The sequence below is a fragment of the Streptomyces sp. LS-MS-L19 genome (assembly GCF_058382285.1).
Window position 1 is genome coordinate 3,766,184 of sequence record NZ_JBYCLL010000001.1, and the last position, 26,382, is coordinate 3,792,565.

General features: G+C 69.7%; 31 protein-coding genes, 1 tRNA gene and 1 riboswitch. Of the genes, 12 read left to right on the forward strand and 20 right to left on the reverse strand.

The window, feature by feature from the left end; all coding sequences use genetic code 11:
* Position 1 precedes the first annotated feature (1 nt).
* The 3 genes from sugE to AC2XR2_RS16580 form a co-directional block, all read right to left on the reverse strand.
* The gene (sugE, locus tag AC2XR2_RS16570) at positions 2-322 is read right to left on the reverse strand and encodes a quaternary ammonium compound efflux SMR transporter SugE (protein WP_491515459.1); all 321 of its coding nucleotides are present in this window, start codon (positions 320-322) and stop codon (positions 2-4) included.
* A gap of 34 nt (positions 323-356) precedes the next feature.
* Positions 357-431, reverse strand: a riboswitch (guanidine-III (ykkC-III) riboswitch).
* A gap of 55 nt (positions 432-486) precedes the next feature.
* Positions 487-837 carry a GroES family chaperonin gene (locus tag AC2XR2_RS16575; RefSeq protein WP_123761009.1) on the reverse strand — a complete coding sequence of 117 codons (351 nt, stop codon included), beginning with the start codon at positions 835-837 and terminating at the stop codon, positions 487-489.
* Positions 838-881: 44 nt separating this feature from the next.
* The gene (locus tag AC2XR2_RS16580; protein ID WP_391198683.1) at positions 882-1,211 is read right to left on the reverse strand and encodes a DUF3618 domain-containing protein; all 330 of its coding nucleotides are present in this window, start codon (positions 1,209-1,211) and stop codon (positions 882-884) included.
* Between the two features lie 94 nt (positions 1,212-1,305).
* On the opposite strand from AC2XR2_RS16580, the gene bcp reads away from it, so the two are divergent.
* The 3 genes from bcp (at position 1,306) to AC2XR2_RS16595 (ending at position 3,049) form a co-directional block, all read left to right on the forward strand.
* The gene (gene bcp / locus AC2XR2_RS16585; RefSeq protein ID WP_381309236.1) at positions 1,306-1,773 is read left to right on the forward strand and encodes a thioredoxin-dependent thiol peroxidase; all 468 of its coding nucleotides are present in this window, start codon (positions 1,306-1,308) and stop codon (positions 1,771-1,773) included.
* 138 nt (positions 1,774-1,911) lie between these two features.
* Positions 1,912-2,910: an HNH endonuclease family protein gene (locus AC2XR2_RS16590; protein WP_491515460.1), complete on the forward strand. Its 999-nt coding sequence runs from the start codon at positions 1,912-1,914 to the stop codon at positions 2,908-2,910.
* Between the two features lie 54 nt (positions 2,911-2,964).
* Positions 2,965-3,049: transfer RNA gene (locus AC2XR2_RS16595), tRNA-Leu, on the forward strand.
* A gap of 44 nt (positions 3,050-3,093) precedes the next feature.
* Here AC2XR2_RS16595 and rdgB read toward each other — a convergent pair.
* From rdgB to AC2XR2_RS16615, 4 genes are all read right to left on the reverse strand, one after another.
* Positions 3,094-3,696, reverse strand: a complete 603-nt coding sequence (rdgB, locus tag AC2XR2_RS16600) for an RdgB/HAM1 family non-canonical purine NTP pyrophosphatase (RefSeq protein ID WP_491515461.1) — start codon at positions 3,694-3,696, stop codon at positions 3,094-3,096.
* A 10-nt stretch (positions 3,697-3,706) separates the two neighbouring features.
* Positions 3,707-4,111 carry a hypothetical protein gene (locus AC2XR2_RS16605; protein ID WP_330266635.1) on the reverse strand — a complete coding sequence of 135 codons (405 nt, stop codon included), beginning with the start codon at positions 4,109-4,111 and terminating at the stop codon, positions 3,707-3,709.
* A gap of 145 nt (positions 4,112-4,256) precedes the next feature.
* Positions 4,257-4,994 (reverse strand): ribonuclease PH, encoded by a 738-nt coding sequence (gene rph, locus AC2XR2_RS16610; protein WP_330266634.1) that lies wholly within the window; start codon positions 4,992-4,994, stop codon positions 4,257-4,259.
* A 61-nt stretch (positions 4,995-5,055) separates the two neighbouring features.
* The gene (locus AC2XR2_RS16615; RefSeq protein WP_491515462.1) at positions 5,056-5,523 is read right to left on the reverse strand and encodes a PTS sugar transporter subunit IIB; all 468 of its coding nucleotides are present in this window, start codon (positions 5,521-5,523) and stop codon (positions 5,056-5,058) included.
* Between AC2XR2_RS16615 and AC2XR2_RS16620 the strand changes: the two genes are divergently transcribed.
* The gene (locus tag AC2XR2_RS16620; RefSeq protein ID WP_491515463.1) at positions 5,417-6,721 is read left to right on the forward strand and encodes a PTS transporter subunit EIIC; all 1,305 of its coding nucleotides are present in this window, start codon (positions 5,417-5,419) and stop codon (positions 6,719-6,721) included. The genes AC2XR2_RS16615 and AC2XR2_RS16620 overlap by 107 nt on opposite strands.
* 103 nt (positions 6,722-6,824) lie before the next feature.
* Complete coding sequence (locus AC2XR2_RS16625) at positions 6,825-8,132, forward strand: PTS transporter subunit EIIC (RefSeq protein ID WP_491515464.1); 1,308 nt, start codon at positions 6,825-6,827, stop codon at positions 8,130-8,132.
* Between the two features lie 77 nt (positions 8,133-8,209).
* Here the strand turns inward: AC2XR2_RS16625 and AC2XR2_RS16630 are convergent, their stop codons facing one another.
* The gene (locus AC2XR2_RS16630; protein WP_381308823.1) at positions 8,210-8,962 is read right to left on the reverse strand and encodes an MBL fold metallo-hydrolase; all 753 of its coding nucleotides are present in this window, start codon (positions 8,960-8,962) and stop codon (positions 8,210-8,212) included.
* A 234-nt stretch (positions 8,963-9,196) separates the two neighbouring features.
* Between AC2XR2_RS16630 and AC2XR2_RS16635 the strand changes: the two genes are divergently transcribed.
* The gene (locus tag AC2XR2_RS16635) at positions 9,197-9,649 is read left to right on the forward strand and encodes a type II toxin-antitoxin system PemK/MazF family toxin (protein WP_330266629.1); all 453 of its coding nucleotides are present in this window, start codon (positions 9,197-9,199) and stop codon (positions 9,647-9,649) included.
* A gap of 4 nt (positions 9,650-9,653) precedes the next feature.
* Here the strand turns inward: AC2XR2_RS16635 and AC2XR2_RS16640 are convergent, their stop codons facing one another.
* The 7 genes from AC2XR2_RS16640 to clpS form a co-directional block, all read right to left on the reverse strand.
* On the reverse strand, positions 9,654-10,604 hold the full coding sequence (locus tag AC2XR2_RS16640; RefSeq protein ID WP_123761019.1) for a PLP-dependent cysteine synthase family protein: 951 nt from the start codon (positions 10,602-10,604) through the stop codon (positions 9,654-9,656).
* A 6-nt stretch (positions 10,605-10,610) separates the two neighbouring features.
* Positions 10,611-10,889, reverse strand: coding sequence for a MoaD/ThiS family protein (locus AC2XR2_RS16645; RefSeq protein ID WP_062031359.1), 279 nt, complete (start codon positions 10,887-10,889; stop codon positions 10,611-10,613).
* Between the two features lie 88 nt (positions 10,890-10,977).
* Positions 10,978-11,073: a putative leader peptide gene (locus AC2XR2_RS16650; protein ID WP_020138976.1), complete on the reverse strand. Its 96-nt coding sequence runs from the start codon at positions 11,071-11,073 to the stop codon at positions 10,978-10,980.
* A gap of 79 nt (positions 11,074-11,152) precedes the next feature.
* Positions 11,153-11,575, reverse strand: coding sequence for a M67 family metallopeptidase (locus AC2XR2_RS16655; RefSeq protein WP_133046326.1), 423 nt, complete (start codon positions 11,573-11,575; stop codon positions 11,153-11,155).
* An 81-nt stretch (positions 11,576-11,656) separates the two neighbouring features.
* Positions 11,657-13,102, reverse strand: a complete 1,446-nt coding sequence (locus AC2XR2_RS16660) for an amino acid permease (RefSeq protein WP_381304453.1) — start codon at positions 13,100-13,102, stop codon at positions 11,657-11,659.
* A gap of 322 nt (positions 13,103-13,424) precedes the next feature.
* Positions 13,425-14,027 carry a DUF2017 domain-containing protein gene (locus AC2XR2_RS16665; protein WP_491515465.1) on the reverse strand — a complete coding sequence of 201 codons (603 nt, stop codon included), beginning with the start codon at positions 14,025-14,027 and terminating at the stop codon, positions 13,425-13,427.
* A gap of 198 nt (positions 14,028-14,225) precedes the next feature.
* On the reverse strand, positions 14,226-14,543 hold the full coding sequence (gene clpS, locus AC2XR2_RS16670) for an ATP-dependent Clp protease adapter ClpS (RefSeq protein ID WP_109498523.1): 318 nt from the start codon (positions 14,541-14,543) through the stop codon (positions 14,226-14,228).
* A gap of 58 nt (positions 14,544-14,601) precedes the next feature.
* Between clpS and AC2XR2_RS16675 the strand changes: the two genes are divergently transcribed.
* Both AC2XR2_RS16675 and AC2XR2_RS16680 read left to right on the forward strand, forming a co-directional pair.
* On the forward strand, positions 14,602-15,948 hold the full coding sequence (locus tag AC2XR2_RS16675) for a nicotinate phosphoribosyltransferase (protein WP_381304459.1): 1,347 nt from the start codon (positions 14,602-14,604) through the stop codon (positions 15,946-15,948).
* 231 nt (positions 15,949-16,179) lie between these two features.
* The gene (locus AC2XR2_RS16680) at positions 16,180-16,767 is read left to right on the forward strand and encodes an isochorismatase family protein (protein ID WP_330266625.1); all 588 of its coding nucleotides are present in this window, start codon (positions 16,180-16,182) and stop codon (positions 16,765-16,767) included.
* 69 nt (positions 16,768-16,836) lie between these two features.
* On the opposite strand, the gene AC2XR2_RS16685 is transcribed toward AC2XR2_RS16680, so the two are convergent.
* Complete coding sequence (locus AC2XR2_RS16685; protein ID WP_491515466.1) at positions 16,837-17,574, reverse strand: helix-turn-helix domain-containing protein; 738 nt, start codon at positions 17,572-17,574, stop codon at positions 16,837-16,839.
* 224 nt (positions 17,575-17,798) lie between these two features.
* Between AC2XR2_RS16685 and AC2XR2_RS16690 the strand changes: the two genes are divergently transcribed.
* The 3 genes from AC2XR2_RS16690 to AC2XR2_RS16700 are packed head-to-tail and all read left to right on the forward strand — an operon-like array spanning position 17,799 to position 20,283.
* The gene (locus tag AC2XR2_RS16690; RefSeq protein WP_491515467.1) at positions 17,799-18,470 is read left to right on the forward strand and encodes a DUF4097 family beta strand repeat-containing protein; all 672 of its coding nucleotides are present in this window, start codon (positions 17,799-17,801) and stop codon (positions 18,468-18,470) included.
* 35 nt (positions 18,471-18,505) lie between these two features.
* Positions 18,506-19,495: an ATP-binding cassette domain-containing protein gene (locus AC2XR2_RS16695; RefSeq protein WP_491515468.1), complete on the forward strand. Its 990-nt coding sequence runs from the start codon at positions 18,506-18,508 to the stop codon at positions 19,493-19,495.
* Positions 19,492-20,283, forward strand: a complete 792-nt coding sequence (locus AC2XR2_RS16700) for an ABC transporter permease (RefSeq protein ID WP_381304470.1) — start codon at positions 19,492-19,494, stop codon at positions 20,281-20,283. The genes AC2XR2_RS16695 and AC2XR2_RS16700 overlap by 4 nt, the downstream gene beginning before the upstream one ends.
* A gap of 41 nt (positions 20,284-20,324) precedes the next feature.
* Here AC2XR2_RS16700 and AC2XR2_RS16705 read toward each other — a convergent pair whose 3' ends face one another.
* The gene (locus AC2XR2_RS16705; protein WP_123761028.1) at positions 20,325-20,666 is read right to left on the reverse strand and encodes a hypothetical protein; all 342 of its coding nucleotides are present in this window, start codon (positions 20,664-20,666) and stop codon (positions 20,325-20,327) included.
* A 113-nt stretch (positions 20,667-20,779) separates the two neighbouring features.
* The gene (locus AC2XR2_RS16710; protein WP_381304473.1) at positions 20,780-23,128 is read right to left on the reverse strand and encodes an immune inhibitor A domain-containing protein; all 2,349 of its coding nucleotides are present in this window, start codon (positions 23,126-23,128) and stop codon (positions 20,780-20,782) included.
* Positions 23,129-23,464: 336 nt separating this feature from the next.
* On the opposite strand from AC2XR2_RS16710, the gene AC2XR2_RS16715 reads away from it, so the two are divergent.
* Positions 23,465-23,725, forward strand: a complete 261-nt coding sequence (locus AC2XR2_RS16715) for a hypothetical protein (protein ID WP_330266619.1) — start codon at positions 23,465-23,467, stop codon at positions 23,723-23,725.
* Between the two features lie 26 nt (positions 23,726-23,751).
* Here the strand turns inward: AC2XR2_RS16715 and AC2XR2_RS16720 are convergent, their stop codons facing one another.
* Complete coding sequence (locus AC2XR2_RS16720; protein WP_381304477.1) at positions 23,752-24,384, reverse strand: RDD family protein; 633 nt, start codon at positions 24,382-24,384, stop codon at positions 23,752-23,754.
* Positions 24,385-24,473: 89 nt separating this feature from the next.
* A complete protein-coding gene (locus AC2XR2_RS16725) occupies positions 24,474-26,285 on the reverse strand; it encodes an RDD family protein (RefSeq protein ID WP_491515469.1) in 1,812 nt (603 codons plus the stop codon).
* Between the last annotated feature and the right edge of the window lie 97 nt (positions 26,286-26,382).

Here is a 26,382-nt window from a genome sequence, read left to right on the forward strand (position 1 = left end):
CTCAGTGACCGGAGGTCGCCTTGAGCCCCATGACGGCGACCAGCAGCAGGCACACGAAGAAGATCCGCGCGGCGGTGACCGGCTCCCCCAGCACCACCATGCCGAACACCGCCGCGCCGGCCGCCCCGATTCCGACCCAGACGCCGTAGGCGGTACCGATGGGAAGGGACTTGGCGGCGTACGACAGCAGGATCATGCTGGTGACGATGCCGGCACCGGTGAGCACGCTGGGGACGAGCCGGCTGAAACCGTCGGTGTACTTCATCCCGATCGACCAGCCCACTTCGAGCAGACCGGCGACGACGAGCAGGACCCAGGCCATGAGAGGCACCTCCGAGACGACTGACTGACTGCGGGGTGCGTCGTCTTTTCCTGCGTCCTTACGACTGTCCCGGTACGGCGCGTCTCGTCGGGCTCCTTCGAAGGTAGCAAAGGAACAGCGAAAGGGGCCGGTGACGATGGTCACCGGCCCCTTTCGCCGTCGTATTACAGGTACAGGCCGGTCGAGTCCTCGGAGCCCTCGAAGCGGTCGGCGGCCACGGCGTGCAGGTCGCGCTCCCGCATGAGGACGTAACCGGTGCCGCGCACCTCGACCTCGGCGCGGTCCTCGGGGTCGTAGAGCACACGGTCGCCCGGCTCCACGGTCCGTACGTTCTGCCCCACGGCGACGACCTCGGCCCAGGCCAGCCGACGCCCGACGGCCGCGGTGGCCGGGATCAGGATGCCGCCGCCCGACCGTCGCTCGCCCTCACCGTTCTCCTGCCGCACGAGCACGCGGTCGTGCAGCATCCGGATGGGCAGCTTGTCGTGCGGGGTGTCGTTTCTCTTGGCGCTCACGCCACTGAACCTACCTGTCTTCGGCGCCCGTGTACGCGGCCGGGTCAGCCCTTGCGACGCCGGGTACCGAGGGCGAGGAGCCCCACGAGTCCCACGGCGACGAGCGCGACGGGCACGACGCGCTCCAGGCGGGGCGCGCCCTCCTCGTCCACGAACTGGGCCTTCACCTCGGTGACGGCCTTGTTCACGGAGACGTAGGCCCGTCCGAGCGTGTGGTCGATGTTGGAGACGACCTTGGCCTTGGCGTCCCCGACGATCGTCCTGGGGTGCACCCGCACCCCGATCTCGTCGAGCGTCTCGGCCAGCACTTCGCGGCGGCGCTTGATGTCCGCCTCGATCTGCGCCGGGGTTCTGATGTCCGACGTGTCCGCCACGGCAGGCCCTCCGAAGTCGCTTCGTACGTGTCCTGGACAGTGTGTCAGTTCCCGGCGCGGCCGCACTGTCAGGACCCCCGGTTACGCTGACCCAATGAGCGAGCGACTCCAGCCCGGGGACGTGGCCCCCGCCTTCACCCTGCCCGACGCCGACGGCCACGAGGTGTCCCTGTCGGACCACAAGGGCCGCAAGGTCATCGTCTACTTCTACCCGGCCGCCCTGACCCCCGGCTGCACGAAGCAGGCCTGCGACTTCACAGACAACCTGGAGGTGCTGGCCGGCGCGGGCTACGACGTCATCGGCATCTCCCCGGACAGCCCGGAGAAACTGGCGAAGTTCCGCGACAAGGAGTCCCTGAAGGTCACCCTCCTCGCCGACCCGGAGAAGACCGTCACGGAGTCCTACGGCGCCTACGGCGAGAAGAAGAACTACGGCAAGACCTACATGGGCGTCATCCGCTCCACGATCATCGTGGACGAGGAGGGCAAGGTGGAACGGGCCCTGTACAACGTCCGCGCCACAGGCCACGTAGCGAAGATCATCAAGGACCTGGGCATCTGACCCTTCCCTTTTGCCGAGCGGCCCGCCCCGGAATGCCGGGGCGGGCCGCTTCACGTTTCCGGGCGTGACTGTCCGATAAGCGGTTCGTTACTCCGTACGAGGTCGCGAACGGGTGGCCGACACGAGGGGGTATCGGACGTGCAGAACCCATACGACAAGGAACAACTCGCATCAGTCGTAGCCGAGGCGCGCAACTGGACCGATCTCATGCGGCGGCTCGGCCTCAGGACGAGCGGAGGACAACGGCGTGTGCTGCAGGAGAAGGTTGCGGAGCACGGGCTCGACACGAGCCACTTCGTCAAGCGCAGCCCTTGGCGCAAGTACCCCGATGCCGCTATCGCTGAAGCTGCCGCCTCGTCGTCATCAATGCGCGAAGTGGCACTGAAGCTGGGAGCCATCCCAGCCACCGGCACCCTGTCTCACATTCGTCGCCGCATTCATGCCGCGGGCATCGACATCAGCCACTTCCCGGGCATCAACCGACAGGAATTGGACCTCCCTTTCACCACCGAAGAACCCAGGGCGGCTGCAGCAGCGGCGACAAGCGTGCGCGGCGTGGCTCGCGCCCTGGGTGTGCCGGACGACAGCCGCTCGCGCGCGACGCTCAGCCGCATGCTGCACGCCGAGGGCATCGACATGCGGCACTTCGCGCACCAGCGCGTTTCGATCCCCGACGACAGGCTCCGCGCCCTCGTGCCGCGTTCCACCAGCTACGCCGACGTAGTGCGAGGCCTCGGCCTGGAGGTCAACGACACCAATCATCGACGAGTCCGGCGCGCGACAACCCGGCTCGGTCTCGACACGGGCCACTTCAAGCGCCGGACGTGGGCACAACCGGAACGGCCGGCGCCCCAGCCCATCGCGCAGCGAGTACTTGTCGTCCTGCCCTCCGACGCGGGGCGAACCAACAGATCCCAGCTTCACCGGGCACTGAGCGAGTTCGGAGTGCCGTATTCCTGCGAGACCTGCGGCAACACGGGTGAGTGGCTGGGGCAGTCGATCACGCTGCAGATCGACCACGTCAACGGAGACTGGCGGGACAATCGCCGGGAGAATCTCCGGTATCTGTGCCCCAACTGTCATGCGCTGACGGAGACGTGGTGTCGCCAGAAGGTGAGGGCTTCACTCGTCGCGTAACTTGCTCAACCCTTACACTGAACGCTGCCGGTCAACCTTGATGACCGTTTTTGAGCGGCCGTGATGGAATTTGGCAGTCATGCTGGGTTTAGGTCCCAGTGGGTTAACACCCGTGTGGGTTCGAGTCCCACCGGCCGCACGAATCAGAGGGGCTGCCTCGCGGGGCAGCCCCTCTGTCCTGCTTCAGCCCAACAGCTCCCGCACCACCGGCACCAACGCCCGGAACGCCTGCCCCCGATGGCTGATCGCGTTCTTCTCCTCCGGCGTCAGCTCGGCGCAGGTCCGGTTCTCGCCCTCCGGCTGGAGGATCGGGTCGTAGCCGAAGCCGTTCGTGCCGACCGGGCTGTGGCGGAGGACGCCTCGCAGGCGGCCCTCGACCACCCGCTCCGTGCCGTCCGGCAACGCCAGCGCCGCCGCGCAGGCGAAGTGGGCGGACCGGTGTTCGTCCGCGATGTCGGAGAGCTGGGCCAGGAGCAGGTCCAGGTTCGCGCGGTCGTCGCCGTGGCGTCCCGACCAGCGGGCCGAGAAGATGCCCGGGGCGCCGTTCAGGACGTCGACGCAGAGGCCCGAGTCGTCGGCCACCGCCGGGAGGCCGGTGGCCCGGGCCAGCGCGTGGGCCTTCAGCAGGGCGTTCTCCGCGAAGGTGACGCCGGTTTCCTTGACGTCGGGGATCTCGGGGTACGCGTCCGCGCCGACGAGGTCGAAGGGCAGGCCTGCGTCGGCGAGGATCGCGTGGAGCTCGGTGATTTTCCCGGCGTTGCGGGTGGCGAGGATCAGGCGCGTCATGCCACCAGTATTACGGCGTGCAGACCTTGGTCAGTTCGCCGGCCGCATCGGTGATCGGGCTGAGGTCCGGGGTCTCGTCGCCGTTCTTGACCGCCGTACGGACGTTGTTCACGGCCGCGTTGAGGTTGTCGACCGCCTTGTTGACGTCGGCGTTGTCGGTCTTGTCGCCGATCTCGTCGAGGTTCTGGTCGATGGAGGTGAGGGCCTCGTCGATCTGCGTCGGGTCGTTGGAGGCGTTCTCCACGGCCTGCTGGAGGTCGGTGACGCTGTCGGCGACGGCCTCGGCGGTCTGGACGCAGTCCAGTGCCTTGCTGACGGCGTCGCAGCCGGTGGTCAGGCCGACCGTGAGTCCTACGGCGGCCACCGCGGCGGCGATGGTGATACGACGGCTTCGGCGGCGTCGGCTCGCGGCCATGGGTCTGTTCCTCCTTTGGGCAGGCCTCAGGAGGCCCCCGTTGCTTGGCCGGGCGCCCGTTGTGCACAGCGGGCGCCCGTACTGGTGAAGACGCCGGTACGGCCGGTCGGGTTGCCCGTACCGGCCGGTGTTCTTGGCGCTCCCTTTACCTTTCGAGGACCGTATCAAGCGCCTTGCTCTGCAGGGCGGCGAGTTCCGTGCAGCCGAGCACGGCGAGGTCGAGGAGGGAGTTGAGTTCCTCGCGGGCGAAGGGCTCGGCCTCGGCGGTGCCCTGGACCTCGACGAAGCGGCCGTCGCCGGTGCAGACGACGTTCATGTCGGTGTCGGCGCGCACGTCCTCCTCGTAGCGGAGGTCGAGGAGGGGCACTCCGCCGACGATGCCGACGGAGACCGCGCTCACGGTGCCGGTCAGGGGCCGGCGGCCGGCCTTGATCAGCTTCTTGCCCTGGGCCCAGGCGACGGCGTCGGCGAGTGCCACGTAGGCGCCGGTGATGGCCGCCGTGCGGGTGCCGCCGTCGGCCTGGAGGACGTCGCAGTCGAGGACGATGGTGTTCTCGCCGAGCGCCTTGTAGTCGATGACCGCGCGCAGGGAACGGCCGATGAGGCGGCTGATCTCGTGCGTGCGGCCGCCGATCTTGCCGCGGACGGACTCGCGGTCGCCGCGGGTGTTGGTGGCGCGGGGCAGCATGGAGTACTCGGCGGTCACCCAGCCCTCGCCGCTGCCTTTGCGCCAGCGGGGGACGCCTTCGGTGACGGAGGCGGTGCAGAAGACCTTGGTGTCGCCGAAGGAGACGAGGACGGAGCCCTCGGCGTGCTTGCTCCAGCCGCGTTCGATGGTGACCGGGCGGAGTTGTTCGGGGGTGCGGCCGTCGATTCGAGACATGGGCCGAGCCTATCGGCCTCACGGGTGAACGTTCGGCGCGCTCAGCTCCCCTCGCGGCTTGTCACATCATGTCCTCGATCTCGGCGGCGATCGGGTCGGCGTCGGTGCCGATGACGACCTGGATCGCGGTGCCCATCTTGACGACGCCGTGGGCGCCGGCGGCCTTGAGGGCGGCCTCGTCGACGAGGGCCGCGTCGTGGACCTCGGTGCGCAGGCGCGTGATGCAGCCCTCGATCTCGTCGATGTTGTCGATGCCGCCGAGTCCCGCGACGATCTTCTCCGCCTTGGTCGCCATGTCGTTCTCCTCCTGCGCAGTTGGCCCAACTTCACGAGCGATTGCGCTGTCCGTACCGAAAGATGACGTCACAGCAGCCCAATCGTCCGTGACTGGTCTACACCACCTGACAGGCGGTAGCCAACTCATGAGCCAGCCCTCGAGTGCCGAGACCGAGATCTCTCCCGCGCGCCGGCGGTGGCAGTCGGCGTTCCAGGGGCTGCAGAAGATGGGGCGCTCGTTGCAGCTGCCCATCGCGGTGCTGCCGGCCGCGGGCATCCTCAACCGCCTTGGACAGCCTGACGTGTTCGGGGACGAGGGGCTGGGCTGGACGGACGTCTCCAAGGTGATGGCGGGGGCGGGCGGGGCGCTGCTGGACGGCCAGTTGGGGCTGCCGCTGCTGTTCTGTGTGGGTGTGGCCATCGGGATGGCGAAGAAGGCGGACGGGTCGACGGCGCTGGCGGCGGTGGCCGGGTTCCTCGTCTACTTCTCGGTGCTGCGGCAGTTCCCGGAGGACTGTCCGAGCGGGGCGAAGGCCGTGCAGGGCATCGGGTGCCAGGCGACGGTCGAGCACACGGTGGTGGCGTTCACGTACCAGAATCCGGGGGTGTTCGGCGGCATCGTGATGGGGCTGCTGACGGCGTTCTTCTGGCAGCGGTACCACCGCACCAAGCTGGTGGACTGGCTGGGCTTCTTCAACGGCCGCCGTCTCGTGCCGATCATCATGGCGTTCGTGGCGATCGTGTTCGCGGCGCTGTGTCTGTGGGTGTGGCCGCCGATCGGTGACGGTCTGGAGAACTTCAGCGACTGGCTGAAGGACGCGGGGGCGTGGGGTTCGGGGCTGTTCGGTGTCGCGAACCGGGCGTTGCTGGTGATCGGGCTGCACCAGTTCCTGAACGTGCCCATCTGGTTCCAGTTCGGGACGTACACGAAGCCGGACGGCACCGAGGTGCACGGTGACATCAACATGTTCCTGGCGGGGGATCCGAACGCGGGGCAGTTCCTCTCGGGGTTCTTCCCGATCATGATGTTCGCGCTGCCGGCGGCGGCGCTGGCGATCACGCACTGTGCGAAGCCGGCGCGGCGCAAGGAGGTCGGCGGGCTGATGCTGTCGGTCGCGCTGACCTCCTTCGTGACGGGGATCACCGAGCCGATCGAGTACTCGTTCCTGTTCGTCGCGCCGGTGTTGTACGCGGTGCACGCGGTGCTGACGGGTGTGTCGATGGCGGTGACGTGGGGGCTCGGGGTGCATGACGGCTTCAGCTTCTCGGCCGGGTTGATCGACTACATCATCAACTGGAACCTGGCGACGAGACCGTGGGCGATCATCCCGATCGGCCTGTGTTTCGCGGCCGTCTACTACGCGATCTTCCGTTTCGCGATCACCCGGTTCGACCTCACGACGCCGGGTCGTGAGCCGGAGGACGAGGTCGAGGACGTCACCAAGGTGTAGTCCTCCGGTTGCAGAACTGACGGGTTCCTTATAACGCCCCCATCGTGTACAACAGGTCTACACCACTGAGTGGTGTAGACCACCACCCGATGGAGGAAGCGTCATGAGCACCACCACCGCGCCCTCGGCGGCGCCCACGAAGAAGTGGGGATCAGGCCTGTTCCAGGGCCTGCAGAAGGTAGGCCGCAGCCTTCAGCTCCCGATCGCCGTGCTGCCGGCGGCGGGGCTGCTGCTCCGACTTGGGCAAGCGGACTCCCAGAAGAAGTTCCACATACCCGCCGACGTGGCGAAGGTCTTCGCCGGTGCCGGTGGCGCCCTGCTGGACAGCTCCTTCGGGCTGCCGCTGCTGTTCTGCATCGGCGTGGCCATCGGCTTCGCGAAGAAGGCCGACGGCTCGACGGCGCTGGCCGCGGTGGTCGGCTTCCTCGCCTACTACGCGGTGATCCACCAGTACCCGATCAAGGACGGGCACGAGGGCGCCACCTACACGCCGACCGGCCTCGGCGGCGGCTTCTGGCAGAAGGGGACCGAGGCCGCGACGACCGCGAGCTTCCAGAACCCGGGCGTGCTCGGCGGCATCATCCTCGGTCTGCTGACGGCCGTGCTCTGGCAGCGCTACCACCGCAAGCGGCTCGTCGACTGGCTCGGCTTCTTCAACGGCCGCCGGCTCGTCCCGATCATCACGGCCGCCGTCGGCACGATCCTCGGTGTCCTGGTCGTCCTGGGCTGGGAGCCCATCGGCAACGTCATCACGAACTTCGGCGAGTGGATGACCGGCCTCGGCTCGTTCGGCTCCGCCCTCTTCGGTCTCATCAACCGCGCGCTGATCCCGATCGGCATGCACCAGTTCGTCAACTCGGTGGCCTGGTTCCAGATCGGCGAGTTCACCAACTCCGCGGGTACCACCTTCCACGGTGACCTGCCGCGCTTCTTCGGGGGCGACCCGACCGCGGGTATGTTCATGACCGGCTTCTTCCCGATCATGATGTTCGGTCTGCCGGCCGCCGCCCTCGCGATCGCGCACTCGGCCCGCCCCGAGCGCCGCAAGGCCGTGATGGGCATGATGATGTCGATGGCGCTGACCTCGTTCATCACGGGTGTCACCGAGCCGATCGAGTTCACCTTCATGTTCATCGCGCCGGTCCTCTACGCCATCCACGCGGTCCTCACCGCGATCTCGATGGCCGTGACCTGGGCGCTCGGCATGCACATGGGCTTCAGCTTCTCGGCCGGCTTCATCGACGTCTTCATCAACTGGGGCATCTCCACCAAGCCCTGGCTGCTGATCCCGGTGGGCCTGGCCTTCGGCGCGATCTACTACGTCGTCTTCCGCTTCGCCATCACCAAGTTCAACCTCCCCACCCCGGGCCGTGAACCCGAGGAAGAGGTCGAGGACCTCACCAAGGCGTAGGTCCGGCCTCACCGCACGACGAAGGCCCCCGGAGTCCTGAACCTCTCCGGGGGCCTTCGTCGTGTCGGGCGTAGGAACTAGATGTCGTACGACTGTCTCGGCGCCGCCAGGGACACCGGGCCGTCGTACACCGCGCGCGCGTCGGCGAGGTTGACCTGGGGGTCGGTCCACGGGGGGATGTGGGTGAGGACCAGGCGGCGGGCGCCTGCCCGGGTCGCCGTCTCACCCGCCTCGCGGCCGTTGAGGTGCAGGTCGGGGATGTTCTCCTTGCCGTGCGTGAACGCGGCCTCGCACAGGAACAGGTCGGTGTCGCGGGCGAGTTCGGTGAGCGCGGGGCTGAGACCCGTGTCGCCGGAGTACGTCAGCGACTTGCCACCGTGCTCGACGCGGATGCCGTACGCCTCCACCGGGTGCGCCACTCGCTCCGTGTGGACCGTGAAAGGACCGACCTCGAAGGTGGACGGCTTGACCGTGTGGAAGTCGAAGACCTCGCTCATGGAGGAGGCGGTGGGGGTGTCGGCGTAGGCCGTGGTCAGACGGTGTTCGGTGCCTTCGGGGCCGTAGACCGGGATGGGGTCGCAGCGGCCGCCGTCGTGGCGGTAGTAGCGCGCGACGAAGTACGCGCACATGTCGATGCAGTGGTCGGCGTGCAGATGGCTGAGGAAGATCGCGTCGAGGTCGTAGAGACCGCAGTGGCGCTGCAGCTCGCCAAGGGCACCGTTGCCCATGTCGAGAAGCAGCCGGAAGCCGTCGGCCTCGACGAGGTAGCTCGAGCAGGCCGATTCCGCGGACGGGAACGACCCCGAGCAGCCGACGACGGTGAGCTTCATGAAACAGAAACCTCCGCGGGCGGGACTATTTCTGGGATAGGGACGGGGGTCGTGCGGTTCGTCGAGCGTAAGGCGCAAAACCTCCGGTCGCTCCTCCGCCAAGGGCTGTTGTGGGCGAACTCACCTGTGCTGTCACCGGTTCGGCTGGACCGGGGGCGCGTGAGGAGTGTGACCGCGCTAACGGCTTGAACAGAGGGCGCGCGGGGCAGATCGCGCGCCGGTAACGTCGTCCTCATGGACACGTCCTGGTGGCTCGCGCTCGCGGCGGTGGTACTGCTGGCGCTGGTCGCCACGCTCGTGGACGGGTGGGGACGCGGGCACCGGCCCCGGGGGCGCGCGGACCGTACGACTCGGCCGGGCGGGCGTACGACGGGGGTGCGACCGCGGCCCGCCGAGATCTGGTGGGCGCAGGTGCCGTACGAGGACGGGCCGGGGGCCAAGGACCGGCCGTGCCTGGTGCTGGCCGTGCGGGGGCGGCGGGCCACCGTCGCGAAGATCACCAGCAAGTACCACGACGAGCGGCCCGGGGTGATCCCGCTCCCGCCGGGCTCGGTGGGCGACGCGCAGGGCCGCGCGAGCTTCCTGGAGACGGACGAGCTGCGCGAGGTGCGGGTGGGTGACTTCCGCCGCAAGGCCGGTGTGGTGGACCCGGTCCTGTGGGACCAGGTCCGTCACCTGGCGACCTAGCGGGTCACGCCCAGAGCTGGCCCTGCAGCGTCTCGATCGCTTCTTCCGTCGTCGCCGCCGTGTACACGCCGGTCGACAGGTACTTCCAGCCGCCGTCGGCCACGACGAACACGATGTCCGCCGTCTCGCCCGCGGTGACCGCCTTCTTGCCGACACCGATCGCCGCGTGCAGCGCCGCGCCGGTGGAGACGCCCGCGAAGATGCCCTCCTGCTGGAGGAGCTCCCGGGTGCGGGTGACGGCGTCCGCCGAGCCGACCGAGAAGCGGGTCGTCAGGACGGAGGCGTCGTAGAGCTCGGGTACGAAGCCCTCGTCGAGGTTCCGGAGCCCGTACACCAGGTCGTCGTAGCGCGGTTCCGCGGCGACGATCCTCACGTCCGGCTTGTGCTCGCGCAGGTAGCGGCCGACGCCCATCAGGGTGCCGGTGGTGCCGAGGCCCGCGACGAAGTGGGTGACCGAGGGGAGGTCGGCGAGGATCTCCGGGCCGGTCGTGGCGTAGTGGGCGCCCGCGTTGTCGGGGTTGCCGTACTGGTAGAGCATCACCCAGTCGGGGTGCTCGGCGGACAGCTCCTTGGCGACCCGTACGGCGGTGTTGGAGCCGCCCGCGGCGGGCGAGGAGATGATCTCGGCGCCCCACATGGCGAGCAGGTCCCGGCGTTCCTGCGAGGTGTTCTCGGGCATCACGCAGACGATCCGGTAGCCCTTGAGCTTGGCCGCCATCGCCAGCGAGATGCCGGTGTTGCCGGAGGTGGGCTCCAGGATGGTGCAGCCCGGGGTCAGCCGGCCGTCCTTCTCCGCCTGCTCGATCATGTGCAGGGCGGGGCGGTCCTTGACCGAGCCGGTGGGGTTGCGGTCCTCCAGCTTGGCCCAGATGCGGACGTCGGCGGACGGCGAGAGCCGCGGCAGGCGCACCAGAGGGGTGTTGCCCACCGCGGCCAGCGGGGAGTCGTAACGCATCGACGATCAGGCCATGCCGCCGGCGACGGCCGGCAGGATGGTGACGTTGTCGCCGTCGGTGAGCTTGGTGTTGATGCCGTCGAGGAAGCGGACGTCCTCGTCGTTGAGGTAGACGTTGACGAAGCGGCGCAGTTCACCGCCGTCCACGATGCGGGCCTGGACGCCCGCGTGCCGGGTCTCGAGGTCGGCGAAGAGCTCGGCGAGGGTGGTCCCGTTGCCCTCCACCGCCTTCTGGCCGTCGGTGTAGGTGCGGAGGATGGTCGGGATGCGGACCTCGATGGCCATGGTTGCGGGCTCCTGTCGGGAAGTGTTCTGGTCGGTGGGCGCACGACGACGCGCGCCGCGGCTCACGGCCGTACGGCGGCAGGGAACGTCAACAGATGGCGCTGTTCAGCCTGCACAGGTCGACGTGCAGCCGCGCCACGAGCAGGATGCTCGGCGCCTTCTCGCTCACGTCGTTCAGAACCATGGGCTCATCGTATCGATTCCCGGTCCGGGTCCCGGAGTGTGATCTCGCATGCTGGATGAATTCTGACCGGACTGTGAGATCAGTAGGCCTCGACGACCGTGACCTCCTCCTCCGTGACCTCGCCCTCCACGATCCGGTACGAGCGGAACTGGAAGTCGCCGAGGCCGTCGGTGTCCGCGGTGGAGACCAGGACGTAGTGGGCGCCGGGCTCGTTGGCGTAGGAGATGTCGGTCCGGGACGGGTAGGCCTCGGTCGCGGTGTGGGAGTGGTAGATGACCACCGGCTCCTCGTCGCGGTCGTCCATCTCGCGGTAGAGCCTGAGGAGGTCGCCGGAGTCGAACTCGTAGAAGGTCGGGGACATCGCCGCGTTGAGCATCGGGATGAAGCGCTCCGGGCGGTCCGACCCGGCCGGGCCCGCGACGACTCCGCACGCCTCGTCGGGGTGGTCCTTGCGCGCGTGCGCGACGATCTGGTCCACGAGGGCCTGGGTGATGGTCAGCATGGTGGTCAGGATAAGCGTGTGGGCTGCCGCGTACCGAGGGACGGTACGCGACAGCCCACATGCCGGACAGGCCGGGTTGCGCTAGCCGGAGACCTTCTCGAACTCCGGCTCGGGGCGGTCCGCGATCCGCGGGTTGCGGCTCTTGAGGACCACCCAGCCGATGCCGAGCGCGACCGCCCACACGGCGAGCACGTACAGGCTGATCCGGGACTCGGAGTCCTTCATGATCAGGCCGGTCACGAAGAGCAGGAACACGATGGCGATCCAGGAGCCCACCGAGCCGCCCGGCGCCGGGAAGGAGGAGGCGGGCAGGCGGCCCGCCTCGACCGCGCGGCGGTACAGGACGTGGCTGACGAGGATCATGAGCCAGGTCCAGATGCCGGCGCCGACGGCGACCGAGGTGACGTAGCCGAACGCCTTCTCCGGGACGACGTAGTTCAGGACCACGCCGATGCCCATGAAGAGCACCGAGACCGTGATGCCCAGCGCGGGGGTCTTGGTGGCGGACAGCCTGCCGAAGACGGCGGGGGCCTCTCCGCTGTCGGCCAGGTTCCGCAGCATGCGGCCGGTGGAGTACATGCCGGAGTTGCAGGAGGACAGGGCCGCGGTGAGGACGACGAAGTTGACGATGCCGGCGCCGGCGGGGATGCCGATCATCGCGAACGCCTTCACGAACGGGCTGACACCCTCGCTGAACTCGGTCCACTTCACGACGCAGAGGATGACGGTGAGGGCACCGACGTAGAAGAGCGCGATCCGCCAGGGCAGGGTGTTGATCGCCTTGGGCAGCGTCTTCTCGGGGTTCTCCGACTCACCGGCCGTGACGCCGACCAGTTCGACGGCGAGGTAGGCGAACATGACGCCCTGGAGGGTCATCAGGGACGAGCCGATGCCGTGCGGGAAGAAGCCGTCGAACTCCCACAGGTTGGAGACGGCGGCGGTGTCACCGGCGTTGCTGAAGCCGAAGGTGAGGACGCCGAGGCCGATCACGATCATGCCGATGAGCGCGGTGACCTTGATCATGGAGGCCCAGAACTCGATCTCGCCGAACAGCTTCACCGAGATCAGGTTCGCGGTGAACAGGACGACCAGGAAGACCAGGGCGGTGACCCACTGGGGTATGCCGGGGAACCAGTAGTGGATGTAGATCGCGGCGGCCGTCAGCTCGGCCATGCCGGTGACGACCCACATCAGCCAGTAGGTCCAGCCGGTGAAGTAGCCGAAGAACGGGCCGAGGAACTCGCGGGAGTACTCGGCGAAGGAGCCGGAGACCGGGCGGTAGAGCAGCAGCTCGCCGAGGGCCCGCATGATGAAGAAGATGATCACGCCGGCGAGGGCGTACATCAGGATGAGACTGGGGCCCGCCTTGGCGATGTTCGCCCCGGCGTTGAGGAACAGCCCGACGCCGATGGCGCCGCCGATCGCGATCATCTGGACCTGGCGGCTGCCGAGTCCGCGCTCGTACCCCTCTTCGGATGCCTTCCCGGACCCGGAGTCCGAGCCTGTGCCGACCTGAGCGGAGGTCATGGTGTGGTGCGCCTTTCTCCATGCCGAACCGGGCCTCTCGTCGGCCTCGGATCGGGTTTCGATCCCCCCGGATTGATGGAGTGGTGCCTGGCCGGCGGTTGCCGGCTCGGTGGCGCACCCGGGCGTACGTATGGGTGGGGTTCGCCCGGGCGGTCGTGAAGATTTATCACGGCCGCAACATTGATCACCCGGGCGAGGTGTGGCGCAGCGCACAGGGAGAAGCGGACAAAGAGCGCCCATGGAGGGCATAGGCGGCCATCACGGTGACGTGATCGTTATCCGGATTTGAGTGTCCTCTGAGCGAACACAGAACCGTCACATCTCACGGCATAAGGGTGGTCACGAGGGTCTCCTGGAGGCCGCCCAGCCACAGGTAGGCCATCACCATGGGCTTGCGCGGGTCCTCGTCCGGGAGCCGGTAGAGGAGGTCGGTGTCCTCCTCGTCGGTGATGTCGAGGCGGGAGCCGATCGCGAGGCGCAGGTCGTTGAGGGTGCCGAGCCACTGCCGGGACTCCTCGACCGACAGCTTGAGGACCGCTCCGCCCTCGCCGGCGGAGTGCAGCGCGTCCAGGGTGCGGATCACCACGAGCGCGCTGTCCCGCTTGCCCGCGCGCAGGTCGTTCTCGGTGTAGCGGCGGAACTCCGAGGAGTACGCCCGCTGTTCCTCGGCCTCCGCGGCCTGCGGGGTGCCCTCGGGGTCGCTGTAGGCGTCCGGGAACAGCCGCTTGAGCACGGGGTCGGCGGGCGGCTCGCTCGGGCCCTCGGCGAAGAGCTCGGCGAGCGGGTCGTCGGGGGCGTCCTCGGCGGGTCCGGGCCCGATGAGTTCGAGGAGCTGGACGGCCAGCGACCGGATGATGGAGATCTCGACGTCGTCGAGCGCGACGGCCGCGCCGCCACCGGGGATCGGTTCGAAGGTTCCTGGCATCAGGGGGTGTCCTCTGGATCAGGTCGGCCGTGAGAAACGGTACTTCGTGACAGACCCGAGCGGGGTCTGGTGCGTGCAGCTGCAAGGCGGAGGAAGGAGTCGACGCGGAGCGTCGGCGACTGACGACAACGCGGCAGACACGCGTGCCAGGGCCCGCGACGCCGAGCTGATCCAGAGGGCATCCCCTGAGGAGATCCGCTACTTCCGGTCCTGCTGGAGGGTGGCCCACAAGCCGTAGCCGTGCATCGCCTGCACGTCGCGTTCCATCTCCTCGCGGGTTCCGCTGGAGACGACCGCCCGGCCCTTGTGGTGGACGTCGAGCATCAGTTTGGTGGCCTTGTCCTTCGTGTAGCCGAAGTACGTCTGGAAGACGTAGGTCACGTAGCTCATGAGGTTGACCGGGTCGTTGTGCACGATCGTGACCCAGGGGACGTCCGGCTCGGGGACGGCGAAGACCTCCTCCGCCGACTCGGTGCGTTCGATCTCTACGGGAGCGGGTGACGTCACACGGCCCATGCTGCCACGGGCACCATAAATCGTCACACTGACGCGAAGTGGGGTAGCATCCGTTGTTATGAACACAGCGGACCTTGGGCTGCCGGTGGACGTTCCCTCGACGGCGCTCTTCACGGACCAGTACGAGCTCACGATGCTGCAGGCCGCCCTGAAGGCGGGTACCGCCGAACGGCGGAGCGTGTTCGAGGTCTTCACCCGCCGGCTGCCGGACGGGCGGCGCTACGGCGTCGTCGCGGGCACCGGCCGGGTGCTCGACGCGGTGGAGAACTTCCGCTTCGACGCGGACGTCCTCGGCTTCCTGCGGGAGCGGGACATCGTGGACGAGGAGACCCTGGACTGGCTCGGCTCCTACCGCTTCAGCGGTGACATCTGGGGCTACCCGGAGGGCGAGGTGTACTTCCCGGGCTCGCCGATCATGCGGGTGGAGGGCTCCTTCGCCGAGTGCGTGCTCCTGGAGACCGTCATCCTGTCGATCCTCAACCACGACTCCGCGATAGCCGCGGCGGCCTCCCGGATGTCCTCGGCCGCCGGGGACCGGCCCCTCATCGAGATGGGCGCGCGCCGCACCCACGAGCTGTCCGCGGTCGCCGCCGCCCGCGCCGCCTACGTCGGCGGCTTCGCCACCACCTCCGACCTCGCCGCCGGCTTCCGCTACGGCATCCCCACGGTCGGCACCTCCGCCCACGCCTTCACCCTCCTGCACGACCAGGAGCGGGACGCCTTCCGGGCCCAGGTGGACTCGCTGGGCCGGAACACCACCCTGCTCGTCGACACCTACGACGTCACCGAGGCCGTCCGTACGGCCGTCGAGGTGGCCGGGCCCGAGCTGGGGGCCGTGCGCATCGACTCCGGAGACCTGCTGCTGGTCGCCCACCGGGTACGGCAGCAGTTGGACGAGCTCGGTGCGAAGGGGACCCGGATCATCGTCACCTCGGACCTCGACGAGTACGCCATCGCCTCCCTGGCCGCGGCCCCGGTGGACGCGTACGGCGTCGGCACCCAACTGGTGACCGGGTCCGGGCACCCGACCGCCTCCATGGTCTACAAGCTGGTTGCGCGGGCCGAGTCCGACGACCCGAAGGCGCCGCTGATCCCGGTCGCGAAGAAGTCGTCGGGCGGCAAGACCTCGGTCGGCGGCCGCAAGTGGGCGGCACGGCGGCTGGACGCGGAGGGCATCGCGGAGGCCGAGGTGGTGGGCACCGGACCGGTGCCGCCGGCGCTCGCGGACCGGCAGCTGCTGGTGGAGCTGGTCAAGGGCGGCGAGGTCGTGGCGCGGGAGCCGCTGGACGTCGTACGGGACCGGCATGCGGCCGCCCGGGCCAACCTGCCGTTGTCGGCGACCCAGTTGTCGCGCGGGGAACCCGTCATTCCGACGGAGTATGTCAACGGGCGCACGGGTAGCTAGAGTCTGTCCGGCCGATCGGGCCGGCTCCCCCACGAGGTCGTCCGGGCACGGCGGATCCGGCAACCGACGACAACGCGGCAGCTCGGTGCGCCGGCCCGCCCGACGCCGGCGTGATCCGCCGGACGGGCCCCGCGGCTGCCGTCCCGAACGCGCCCCGCGATGCCCCCTCCCGCCGCGTGCCCGAAGTCTCTAGGCTCGTAAGTTCACTTCAACAGTCGAAGGACACCCACCATGCGCCGCGCCTTGATCGTCGTCGACGTGCAGAACGACTTCTGCGAGGGGGGCAGTCTCGCGGTGGCCGGCGGCGCCGACGTGGCCGCCGCCGTCACCGAGCTGATCGGGCAGGCGGCGGGCTCCGGCTACCAGCACGTGGTGGCCACCCGGGACCACCACATCGCGCCCGGCGGCCACTTCGCCGACAACCCCGACTTCGTGCACTCCTGGCCCGCGCACTGTGTCGCCGGCACGGAGGGGGTCGGGTTCCACCCCAACTTCGCGCCGGCCGTGGCCTCGGGGGCGATCGACGCCGTGTTCGACAAGGGGGCGTACGCGGCGGCGTACAGCGGGTTCGAGGGCGCCGACGAGAACGGCGTGACGCTGGCCGACTGGCTCCGGGCGCGGGAGGTCTCCGAGGTGGACGTGGTCGGGATCGCCACGGACCACTGCGTACGGGCCACGGCACTGGACGCGGCCCGCGAGGGGTTCCGCACCCAGGTCCTCCTCGACCTGACCGCCGGTGTCGCCGAGAACACCACCGAGCGGGCGATCGAGGAGATGCGCGAGGCGGGCGTGGAACTCACCGGCAAGCCGGTGGTCTGACGCCGGTCCCTGCTCCGGCCCCGGTGGGCCGGTCCCGACTCCGGCCCGTGGTGGGCCGGCCCCGGTGTCCTAGCCGTCGGTGTCCCGCTCGGGTGTCCCCGGCTTGGTGTGGAGGACCTCGCGGGCCTGGTCGGCGGCGCGGACGATGCTCTCGGAGACGAAGTCCAGGAAGCGGGCCATGTTCTCCAGGCGGGTGGCGGCCGGGGTGCCCGCGCCGAGGACTCCGACGCCCTGGCGGGCGGTCTCGGCGACCTGGGCGGTGGACCGGGCGCTGGCCATCATTCCCTCGTACATGATCTCGTCGTCGACGACATAGCGCTCCCGCCGGCGTTCGTCGCGCTCCCGGCGGACCATCGCCTGGCTCTCCAGGAACGCGACCGCCTTGGACACGGACGCCGGACTGACCTGGAGGCGCTGCACCAGGTCGGCCGCGGTGAGGCTGCCCTCGTCGCTGAGGGTGAGCGAGGCCATCACCCGGGCCATCATCTTGGGCGTGCCGGACTGCATGAAGACGGTGGTCAGCGTCTCCTCGTACGCGCGCACCGCCTCCGCGTCCCGCCCGTGGGCCTGCGCGGGCACCTCCGCTCCCCGGGGCGCGGCCTGCCTGCGCCGGTGGGCGCGGTGTTCGGTGGCGCGGTGGGCGAGGTCGGCGCGGTAGGCGGTGGGGCCGCCGTTGCGCATGACCTCGCGGGTCACGGTCGAGGTCGGCCGGTCCAGGCGTCGGGCGATCTCCGCGTAGGCGAGGCCGTCGGCCAGTCCCAGCGAGATCTGCTGACGTTCCTGCTGGGTGAGTCGGCCTCCCGGCATCGCGGTTCTCCTTCGTGGTCCGTGGTGCCGCCAGCATAGCGTTCACCCGCATTCCATTGCAACGAGCACGCGTCTTGCGTTGCATTATCTTCAGGGTCGTTGCAATGAAATTCACGCTCTGAGCTGCATCTATGGCTGTTACTTGCAACTTAGTCGTTGCCAAAATCATGAACGCAACGTAGCTTTTCCATCATCGGAAACAGCAACGAGCGCAGGAGCCCGTGATGCAGAAGTTCGCCACCACCGCCCCCGTCAGCACCGTCCTCGACATCCCCGCCGGCCGTATCCAGGTCATCGCCGCCGACCGCGCCGACACCACGGTCGAGGTGCTCCCCGCCGACGCCGGCAGGAGCCGCGACGTGAAGGCGGCGGAACAGATCCAGGTCTCCTACGAGGAGGGCGTGCTGCGGATCGCGGCCCCGGCCGCGAGGGACCAGTACTTCGGTCCCTCCGGCTCCGTCGAGGTGACGGTCCAGCTGCCGACCGGCTCCCGCGTCGAGGCCAGGGCGGCCGCCGCCGGGTTCCGGGCCGTCGGACGCCTCGGTGACGTCACCGTCCAGGGCGCGAACGGCCCGGTCAAGATCGACGAGGCCGCGAGCGTCCGCCTCACCGCGGCCGACGGCGACATCTCGGTCGGGCGGCTGGGCGGCCCCGCGGAGATCAGCACCCAGCGGGGCGACATCCGGATCGCCGAGGCGGTCCGCGGCACGGCCGTACTGACCACCCAGATGGGTGACATCTCGGTCGACGCGGCCCCGGGGACCTCCGCCTCCCTGGACGCCGGCACCGGCTACGGCCGGATCGACAACACGCTCAGGAACGCCGACGGCGCCGCCGCCGACCTGCACATCCGCGCGACCACCAGCCACGGCGACATCACCGCCCGCGGCCTCTGACACCCCCTCGCCGTCACCGAAAAGGAGCTCTCCTCATGACCGACCTCGCCATCGCGGCGAACGGGCTGCGCAAGTCCTACGGCGACAAGACCGTCCTCGACGGCGTCGACCTGGCCGTTCCCGAGGGCACGGTCTTCTCCCTGCTCGGCCCGAACGGCGCCGGCAAGACCACCGCCGTCAAGATCCTCTCCACGCTGATCTCCGCCGACCCGGATACCGGGGCCGTCCACATCGGCGGCCACGACCTGGCCAGGGACCCGCAGGCCGTGCGGGCCGCGATCGGGGTCACCGGTCAGTTCTCCGCCGTGGACGGTCTGATCACCGGCGAGGAGAACATGCTCCTGATGGCCGACCTGCACCACCTCTCCAGGAGCGAGGGCCGCCGGGTCACCGCCGAACTGCTGGAGCGCTTCGACCTCACGGAGGCGGCGAAGAAGCCCGCCTCCACCTACTCCGGCGGCATGAAGCGCCGCCTCGACATCGCCATGACCCTGGTCGGCGAGCCGCGGATCATCTTCCTCGACGAGCCGACCACCGGACTCGACCCGCGGTCCCGGCACTCCATGTGGCAGATCATCCGCGAGCTGGTCTCCGGCGGTACGACCGTCTTCCTCACCACCCAGTACCTGGAGGAGGCCGACCAGCTCGCCGACCGGATCGCGGTCCTGCACGACGGCGGGATCGCCGCAGAGGGCACCGCGGAGGAACTCAAGCGGCTCGTGCCCGGCGGTCACGTACGGCTGCGCTTCACCGACCCGCAGGCCTACCGGACGGCCGTCTCCACCCTGGACGAGGCGGCCCCGGACGACGAGAGCCTCACGCTCCAGATCCCCCACGGCGGCAGCCAGCGCGAGCTGCGCACCCTTCTCGACCGGCTCGACACGGCCGGGGTCGAGGCGGACGAGCTGACCGTGCACACCCCGGACCTCGACGACGTGTTCTTCGCCCTCACCGGCGGAACCGACCAGGCACAGCTCCCGCACCAGCCGAACCCGCCGCACCAGCCCAAGGAGACCGTCCGATGAGCACCCTCTCCCTCGCCGTCCGCGACTCCTCCACCATGCTGCGCCGCAACCTCCTGCACGCCCGGCGCTACCCGTCCCTCACCCTGAACCTGCTGCTCACGCCGATCATGCTGTTGCTGCTCTTCGTGTACGTCTTCGGCGACACGATGAGCGCGGGCATCGGCGGCGGGGGCGCGGACCGCTCGCAGTACGTGGCGTACCTGGTCCCGGGCCTGCTGCTGATGACCATCGGCTCCACCACCATCGGCACCGCGGTCTCCGTGTCCAACGACATGACCGAGGGCATCATCGCCCGCTTCCGGACGATGGCGATCCACCGCGGTTCGGTGCTCGTCGGGCACGTGGTCGGCAGCGTGCTCCAGTCGGTGATCAGCGTGGTCCTGGTCGGGGCCGTCGGGGTCGCCATCGGCTTCCGCTCGACCGACGCCACCGCCCTGGAGTGGCTCGCGGCCTTCGGGCTGCTCGTGCTCTTCGCCACCGCGCTCACCTGGATCGCGGTCGGCATGGGCCTGGTCAGCCCCAACGCGGAGGCGGCGAGCAACAACGCCATGCCGCTGATCTTCCTGCCGCTGATCTCCAGCACGTTCGTCCCGGTCGACGCGATGCCCGGCTGGTTCCAGCCGATCGCGGAGTACCAGCCCTTCACGCCGGCCATCGAGACCCTGCGCGGGCTGCTCCTCGGGAGTGAGATCGGCCACAACGGCTGGCTCGCGCTCGCCTGGTGCCTCGGCCTCGCGGTGCTCGGCTACCGCTGGTCCACCGCGAAGTTCGACCAGGACCCGAAGTAACTCCGGGAGATCCCCGAGGGCCGGCGCCCTCGGGGATCTCGTCACGCCGGTGCCGCCGACCGCCTGAGCATCCTGATCGGGTGCCACAGCTCCTGGGCGAGCTCGGGGCCGCCCGAGACAGCGTTGTCAGGGGCGGTACGCCATATGAGGCCGTCCGGGTGGTGCAGTACGGCCGTGATCTCGTCGGGGCTCGGGGGCGCCGCGTTGCCCCGCAGGTAGACCGCCCGCAGGCCCAGGTTGCGCAGCCGGGTCAGGGCGCGCGCCCGGTTCTGGGCGTGGACGAGCACCCGCATGCTGCCGCAGCCGGCGGCGGGCGGGCGGGGCAGGTTCAGCGCCACCACCACCGTGCCGTTCGGCAGCTTGCAGAAACCTCCTGCGGCCATGCAGTCACACCCCCGTGTGCGTCGGTGTCAATAAGGAAGCCACAGCACGCACCTAAACACGATCGGCGGCAACCCGCCAGGGGTTGCCGCCGATACGCTTCTGACCTGCTACTTTACCGCTTCTTTGCCGAAGGTCCGACCTGGAGGGTGATCGTCGAGCCGTTCAGGGGCTCCTTGACGATCGCGATCCGGGTGTCGGTGTCAGTGATCTTGACGCCCGCGAGCGGGTTGGTCTCGTCGTAGTACGTCGAGCGTCCGTCGTCGAAGACCGGGACGCCCGGCTGGGACTTGATCTTCGTCGGGACGTCGGCCTTGTGGAGCGTGATGCCGTCCGTCGGGTACCAGCTGAAGGTCGAGTCGTAGGCCTGGATGCGGTTGCGCATCAGCGTGCCGTCGGACCACTTGAGCGCGGTCGGGTGCGAGTCGATCGGCAGGATCAGACCCCGGCCCGCGTGTGCGCTGGTGTTGTCGTCCTTCTGGGAGGTGTCCCACTTCCAGATCAACAGGCCGTTCTGGTAGGCGTAGTGCTCCACCCAGTCCGGACGGGTCGTCGAGAAGCCGTAGTTGTACGGGCCGACCTTCAACACCTTGTCGTACGACACGTATTGGCGGTTCTCGGCGATGTAGTACTGCGCGTACTCGTCGGTGAAGGACGCGCCGACCCGGCGGAAGCCCTTCGCCGTCCAGGCGGTGTCCGCGCTCTCCGCGTTGTCGGAGAACAGGACCGTGCCGTCCGCGGTCAGCGTGATCTCGTCGGCCGCGAAGCCCTTGAGGGACGTGCCGCCGTCGGTGGCGTAACGGAAGCGCAGGCTGACGTTCTTGCCCGCGTAGGCGTTCAGCGGGTAGGTCAGCTTCTGGTAGGCCTCGACCGAGCCGGTGAGGGCCGGCTTGCCGCTGCCGTCCCGCGGGATCGCGGTGCCGTCGGCCAAGGTGCCGTCGATCGGGGTGTAGTTGGCGCCGCCGTCGGTGGAGACCTCGGCGTACAGGTAGTCGTAGTCCTGCTCGATGTCCCACCAGCCGTCGAGGGTGAGGGAGGCGGCGGACTTGCCGGTGAGGTCGACCGTGCGGGTCAGGGTGTTCTCGAGGTCGTCGCCGGTGTCGCTCCACCACTGGGTGGAGCCCTGCGCCGGGGTGGTCACCTCGGTGGTGACCGACTTCTTCGGCAGGCGGACCACGAGGGCCTGCGGGTTCTTGGTGTTGTACTCCGCGAGGCCCAGCCTGTGGCTCGACCTCTTGCCGGCCTTGGCCACCTCGTAGTCCAGCCAGCCCAGTTGGAGCTTGTCCCAGGCGTTCATGTCGCCGGGCAGGTCGCCGATCGCGTCCTTGCCGGTGCCGAGCCAGGAGCCGGAGGACATCAGCGTCCAGAAGCCGGTGGAGTTCTCGCCGCCGCCGGAGGTGTCGTACTCGTCGGGCAGGCCGAGGTCGTGGCCGTACTCGTGGGCGAAGACGCCCAGGCCGCCGTTCTCCGGCTGGATGGTGTAGTCGCCGACCCAGACGCCGGTGTCACCGATCTCGGTGCCGCCGCGCTTGTTGGTGTCGGGACCGGTGACGCCCTTGTCGGTGCCGAAGGCGTACCAGCGGTGCGCCCAGATGGCGTCCGCGCCCTGGGCGCCGCCGCCCGCGGACTCGTCCTCGCCGGCGTGCACGATCTGGAAGTGGTCGATGTAGCCGTCGGGCTCGTTGAAGTCGCCGTCGCCGTCGTAGTCGTAGCGGTCCCACTGGTCGAACTCGGCGAGTTCCGCGGATATCTCGGCGGCCGTGTCACCGGCGGCCTCACGCTGCGCGACCCAGGCGTTGACGCCGTCCTGCACCGCGTACCAGGCGCCGGTCGCGGCGTCGTTGGAGCCGTAACGGGCCTCGTTGTAGGGCACCTTGACCCAGTCGGTGACCTCGCCGTCGACCGAGTAGCGGCCCGAGGACTGCTTCTCGTAGTACGACTTGAGCGTGGCGTTGCCGTCGCCGAAGTACAGGTCCTGGTAGTGGGCCCGGTCGAAGTCGGCCTGCCAGTCGGTGCTGTTGTTCGTCTTGCGGTCCGGCGCCTCGATCTTGTTGTGCAGCGGGCCGGGCGTGCCGCCGTAGCGGGGGTCGACCTGGTCGCCGAACTCGACGAGGATCGTGAAGATCTTGTCGGTCTTCTCGCGGCCGAGCTCGACGTACTTGCTGTCGCCCTTGCGGCCCTTGAGCTGGACGACCTTCGAGCCGTCCTTCTCCTTGACCGCGGCCTGGCCGGCGATGACCTGCTGGAGCGCCTCCTCGCGCTGGGCGTCCTGCGTGCGGCTGTACGGGCCGTCGAAGTCGTGCTCCCTCGCCTTGGCCGGCTGCGGGTCCTGCCGGTCCACCGCGGGGGTGCCCGCGGGCTTCTCCGCGGCCTGCGCCACGGCGAACGTCGAGAACGTGGCCGAGGCCGCGGCTATCGCCACGATTGTCGCTGCCGTCCTGAACGTCCAGGATCTGTCCGTCACTTGTACCTCTCCCCTATCAGGCAAGTGACCGGTATTTGACTAAAGGTTGGGGAGAAAAGACAGACCTTGACTTGGACCCGTCAAATGCATTATCGGGAGCCGGTGTTCGTATTGCGGACACATGACCGCAACAGAACAGGCGCGCACAGATGTCCACTTGGTGGACGCCATGACTCCGTGCGCCCCCTGTGCTCCGGCACTGTTGGTTAGGTCACGCTTACCGTTCGTTCCACTCGGGCACACAGGCGATTAGAGTCGATTGGCGGAACGCCCGGATGTCGGCGGAATGCCAGGCCGACACCCCCCGTGGATCCCCAATTCCGAGGACCGATTGCCATGCCTCGTCCGACCGCCGCACAGCTCGCCTACGGTTCGATCACCGTCATCTTCTCGACGCTCGCCATGCTGCTGCTGTCACAGACGAGTTCGACCGTGGGGACCGCGGTCATCGCCGTCTCGGCGCTCGCGCTCGGCCTCCTGGTCGCCCTGACCGTTCCGCAGCCCAAGCCCCGCGTGGTGGCCCTGCGCAAGCCCGCCCAGCGGACGGCGGAAGAGCCCGTGCCGGCCGTGGCCACGGGCTCCAAGACCGCCGCCTGACGTCACCGGGCGGCGCCGACGGGCGGTCAGCCGGTACTGACCACCACCGTCTTCGCCGCCTTGTCGTGCAGGCCCTGCTTGTAGGGCTTGTCGAAGTAGCTCCAGCCGCCCGAGATGGCCGTCCAGATGCAGGCGCAGCAGAACGCGAACGGGATCCACAGGACCGCCGAGCGGGTCAGCGTGCTCTGCACGGAGGGCGTGGAGCCGTTGTCGAGGTTCGCCACCCGCATCCCGAGCCACTTCTTGCCGAGCGTCTGGCCGGACCGGGTGATCAGGACGGTGTCGTAGGCGATGTAGAGCACCGCCGCGAGCGCCGACTGGGCGAGCGACTTGCCGTACTGCATGTTGTCGCTGTCGACGTCGTACTCGCTCACCCCGAAGCCCCAGGTGATCAGCCAGACGACGACACCCACCAGGATCATGTCGATGATCCGGGCGAGCGTGCGCCGGCCGCTGGGGGCCAGTGGGGGCATGCCGGCCAGCGGGTCGGCGGGGCCGCCGCCGTACGGGTCACCGCTGCCGTAAGGACTTCCGCCGTGCGACGGCGGCGGCGGGGCGCTGTACGGCGATCCCGAGCCCTCGGCAGGCGGGGGCTGCTTCCTGAACGGGTCGTCATCCGGCGGCTGCTGGCCGGAGCCGGGAGGCGGTTCACTGCTCATGGCCCGAGTGGACCGCGAACCCCCCGGCTCCGCATCCGGCGAGCGGCCGTCCGGAGTACCGAATCCGGTACGCCGTTCGCGGTACCCGCTCAGCCCGCCACGAACGTATGCGCCGCCTTGTCGTGCCAGCACTGGCGCCACGGCCGGTCGAACAGGCACCACACGACACCCACGAGACCGATGCCGAGCAGTCCCGGCACGCTGTAGACGAGCCAGCGGCGCAGGGCCGCGCCGAAGGACGGGGGCTCGTGGGCCTCGATGTCCCGCACCTCCAGACCCAGCAGCTTCTTGCCGAGGGTGCGGCCCCACTTGGCGGTGGGCAGCGCCTCGTAGAGGGTGCCGGCGACCAGGAGCACGGCGACCACGATCGCGAGGTAGACCGACGTGGTGCCGTCCAGCAGCCAGACCGTCACGGTCTCGCCGGAGAGCTTGGCCGCGTCCACCTTGTCGCTGATGTGGTCGGCGGCCTTGGTGCCGAGGGGAACGGCGGCCACGGCGGTCACCGCGCCGACGACGAGGGTGTCGAGGAGACGGGCGGCCAGACGCCTGCCCAGGCCCGCGGGGCGTGCGGCGGCCTGCCGCCGGGCGGCCGCCTGGAAGATGTCCTCCACCGGCGGCTTCCAGGGCGCGGGCTGCTCCTCGTCGGGCCCGGCGAGCCGGTGCACCTGCTGGGCCCAGGAGGGCTGGCCGCCACCCGGACCGGCGCTCATGGGAGTGGCGGCGACGGGGGCGGCGGCCATCGGGGTCGCGGGGGGCTGGGCACCGGCCGACGGCTGCGGGAGGCCCGGCTGCGCGGCTCCTTGCTGTGCGGCTCCTTGCTGTGCCGCTGCCTGCGGCCCCGGGCCCTGCTGTACGGCTGCCTGCTGCCCGGGGCCCTGCTGTACCGCCCCCTGCGGCTGTCCTTGATGGGGCACGCCCGGGGAGGCCGTCTGCGGGCCGGAAAGGGCCGTGGGGGCGGAGGCCGGGCCCTGCGTGCCTGCCGCGCCGGCGGCCGCGGCCCGCTCGGCGGCGGCCTTGCCGGCGCCGAAGCCCGGGGCGTCGGGGCGGGCGGGGGCGGGGGTGCCGTGGGGGCCGCCCTGTGCGGTGGGGCCGGAGTAGGCCGGTCCGGGCGTGCTTCCGTTCTGCGCCCCGGGACCCTCGCCCTGCTGTGCCGTGCGCGGGGAGAGCGCGCGGAACTTCATGGTGCCGTCGTCGGTGCCGGGGGCTGCCGCCGTGGGCCTGCGGAAGACCCGCGTGCCGCCGTCCTCGTCGGGCTCGGCGGGCGGGATGGTCGCGGTGCCGTCGGTCCGCGCCGCGTGACCGTCGGGCTGGGCCGGCGAGGACCCGGCACCGGGCCGGCCGGCCCCGGCCACCCTCGGGTCGGCCCCCTGCGGACCACCCTGCGGCGGTACGCCCTGCCGGGCACCCTGCGCCCCGGCGTGCGCCCCGCCCTGCTGGGCCCCCTGCGGCGCGGCCTGCTGAGCCCCGCCGTGCCCGGCACTCTGCTGAGCTCCGTGCTGAGCCCCCTGCTGAGCCGGTGCGGCCCCCTGCGGGGACCCCCAGGAGACGCGGCGGTCCTGGTCGCCGCCGAAGCCCGCCTGGTGGTTCCGGTCGGCGGCCCACGCGGAGGCGGGTTCGGGGCGGTTGCCGTGCCCCGCGTCGGCGTGGCCGGGAGCGCCCGCCGGGTCCTCGTCGAAGAAGTGCGGGCCGGTCTCCTCGACCTGGGCCGGAGCCGGGCCCGAGGGCGCCGGGCCGGAGCCCGACGGAGGTGCGAGCGGTTCGCCGTCCGCCGGAGCGGGACGGCTGGTGCCCGGCACCCACGAAGCGCCGTTCCAGTAACGGACATATCCAGGAATGGACGGGTCCGGGTAGTAGCCCTCACGGGGCCTGTCGTCACCGGGTGCCGGGGTTGGGGCGCTCATGTCCGTCGTCCCGTATCTGCTCGGGGGTCAATAGAGGGGGGTCCACATCTATCAGACCGGCGCAGAACCCACCGCCAGTCCCACCGGACCCACCCCT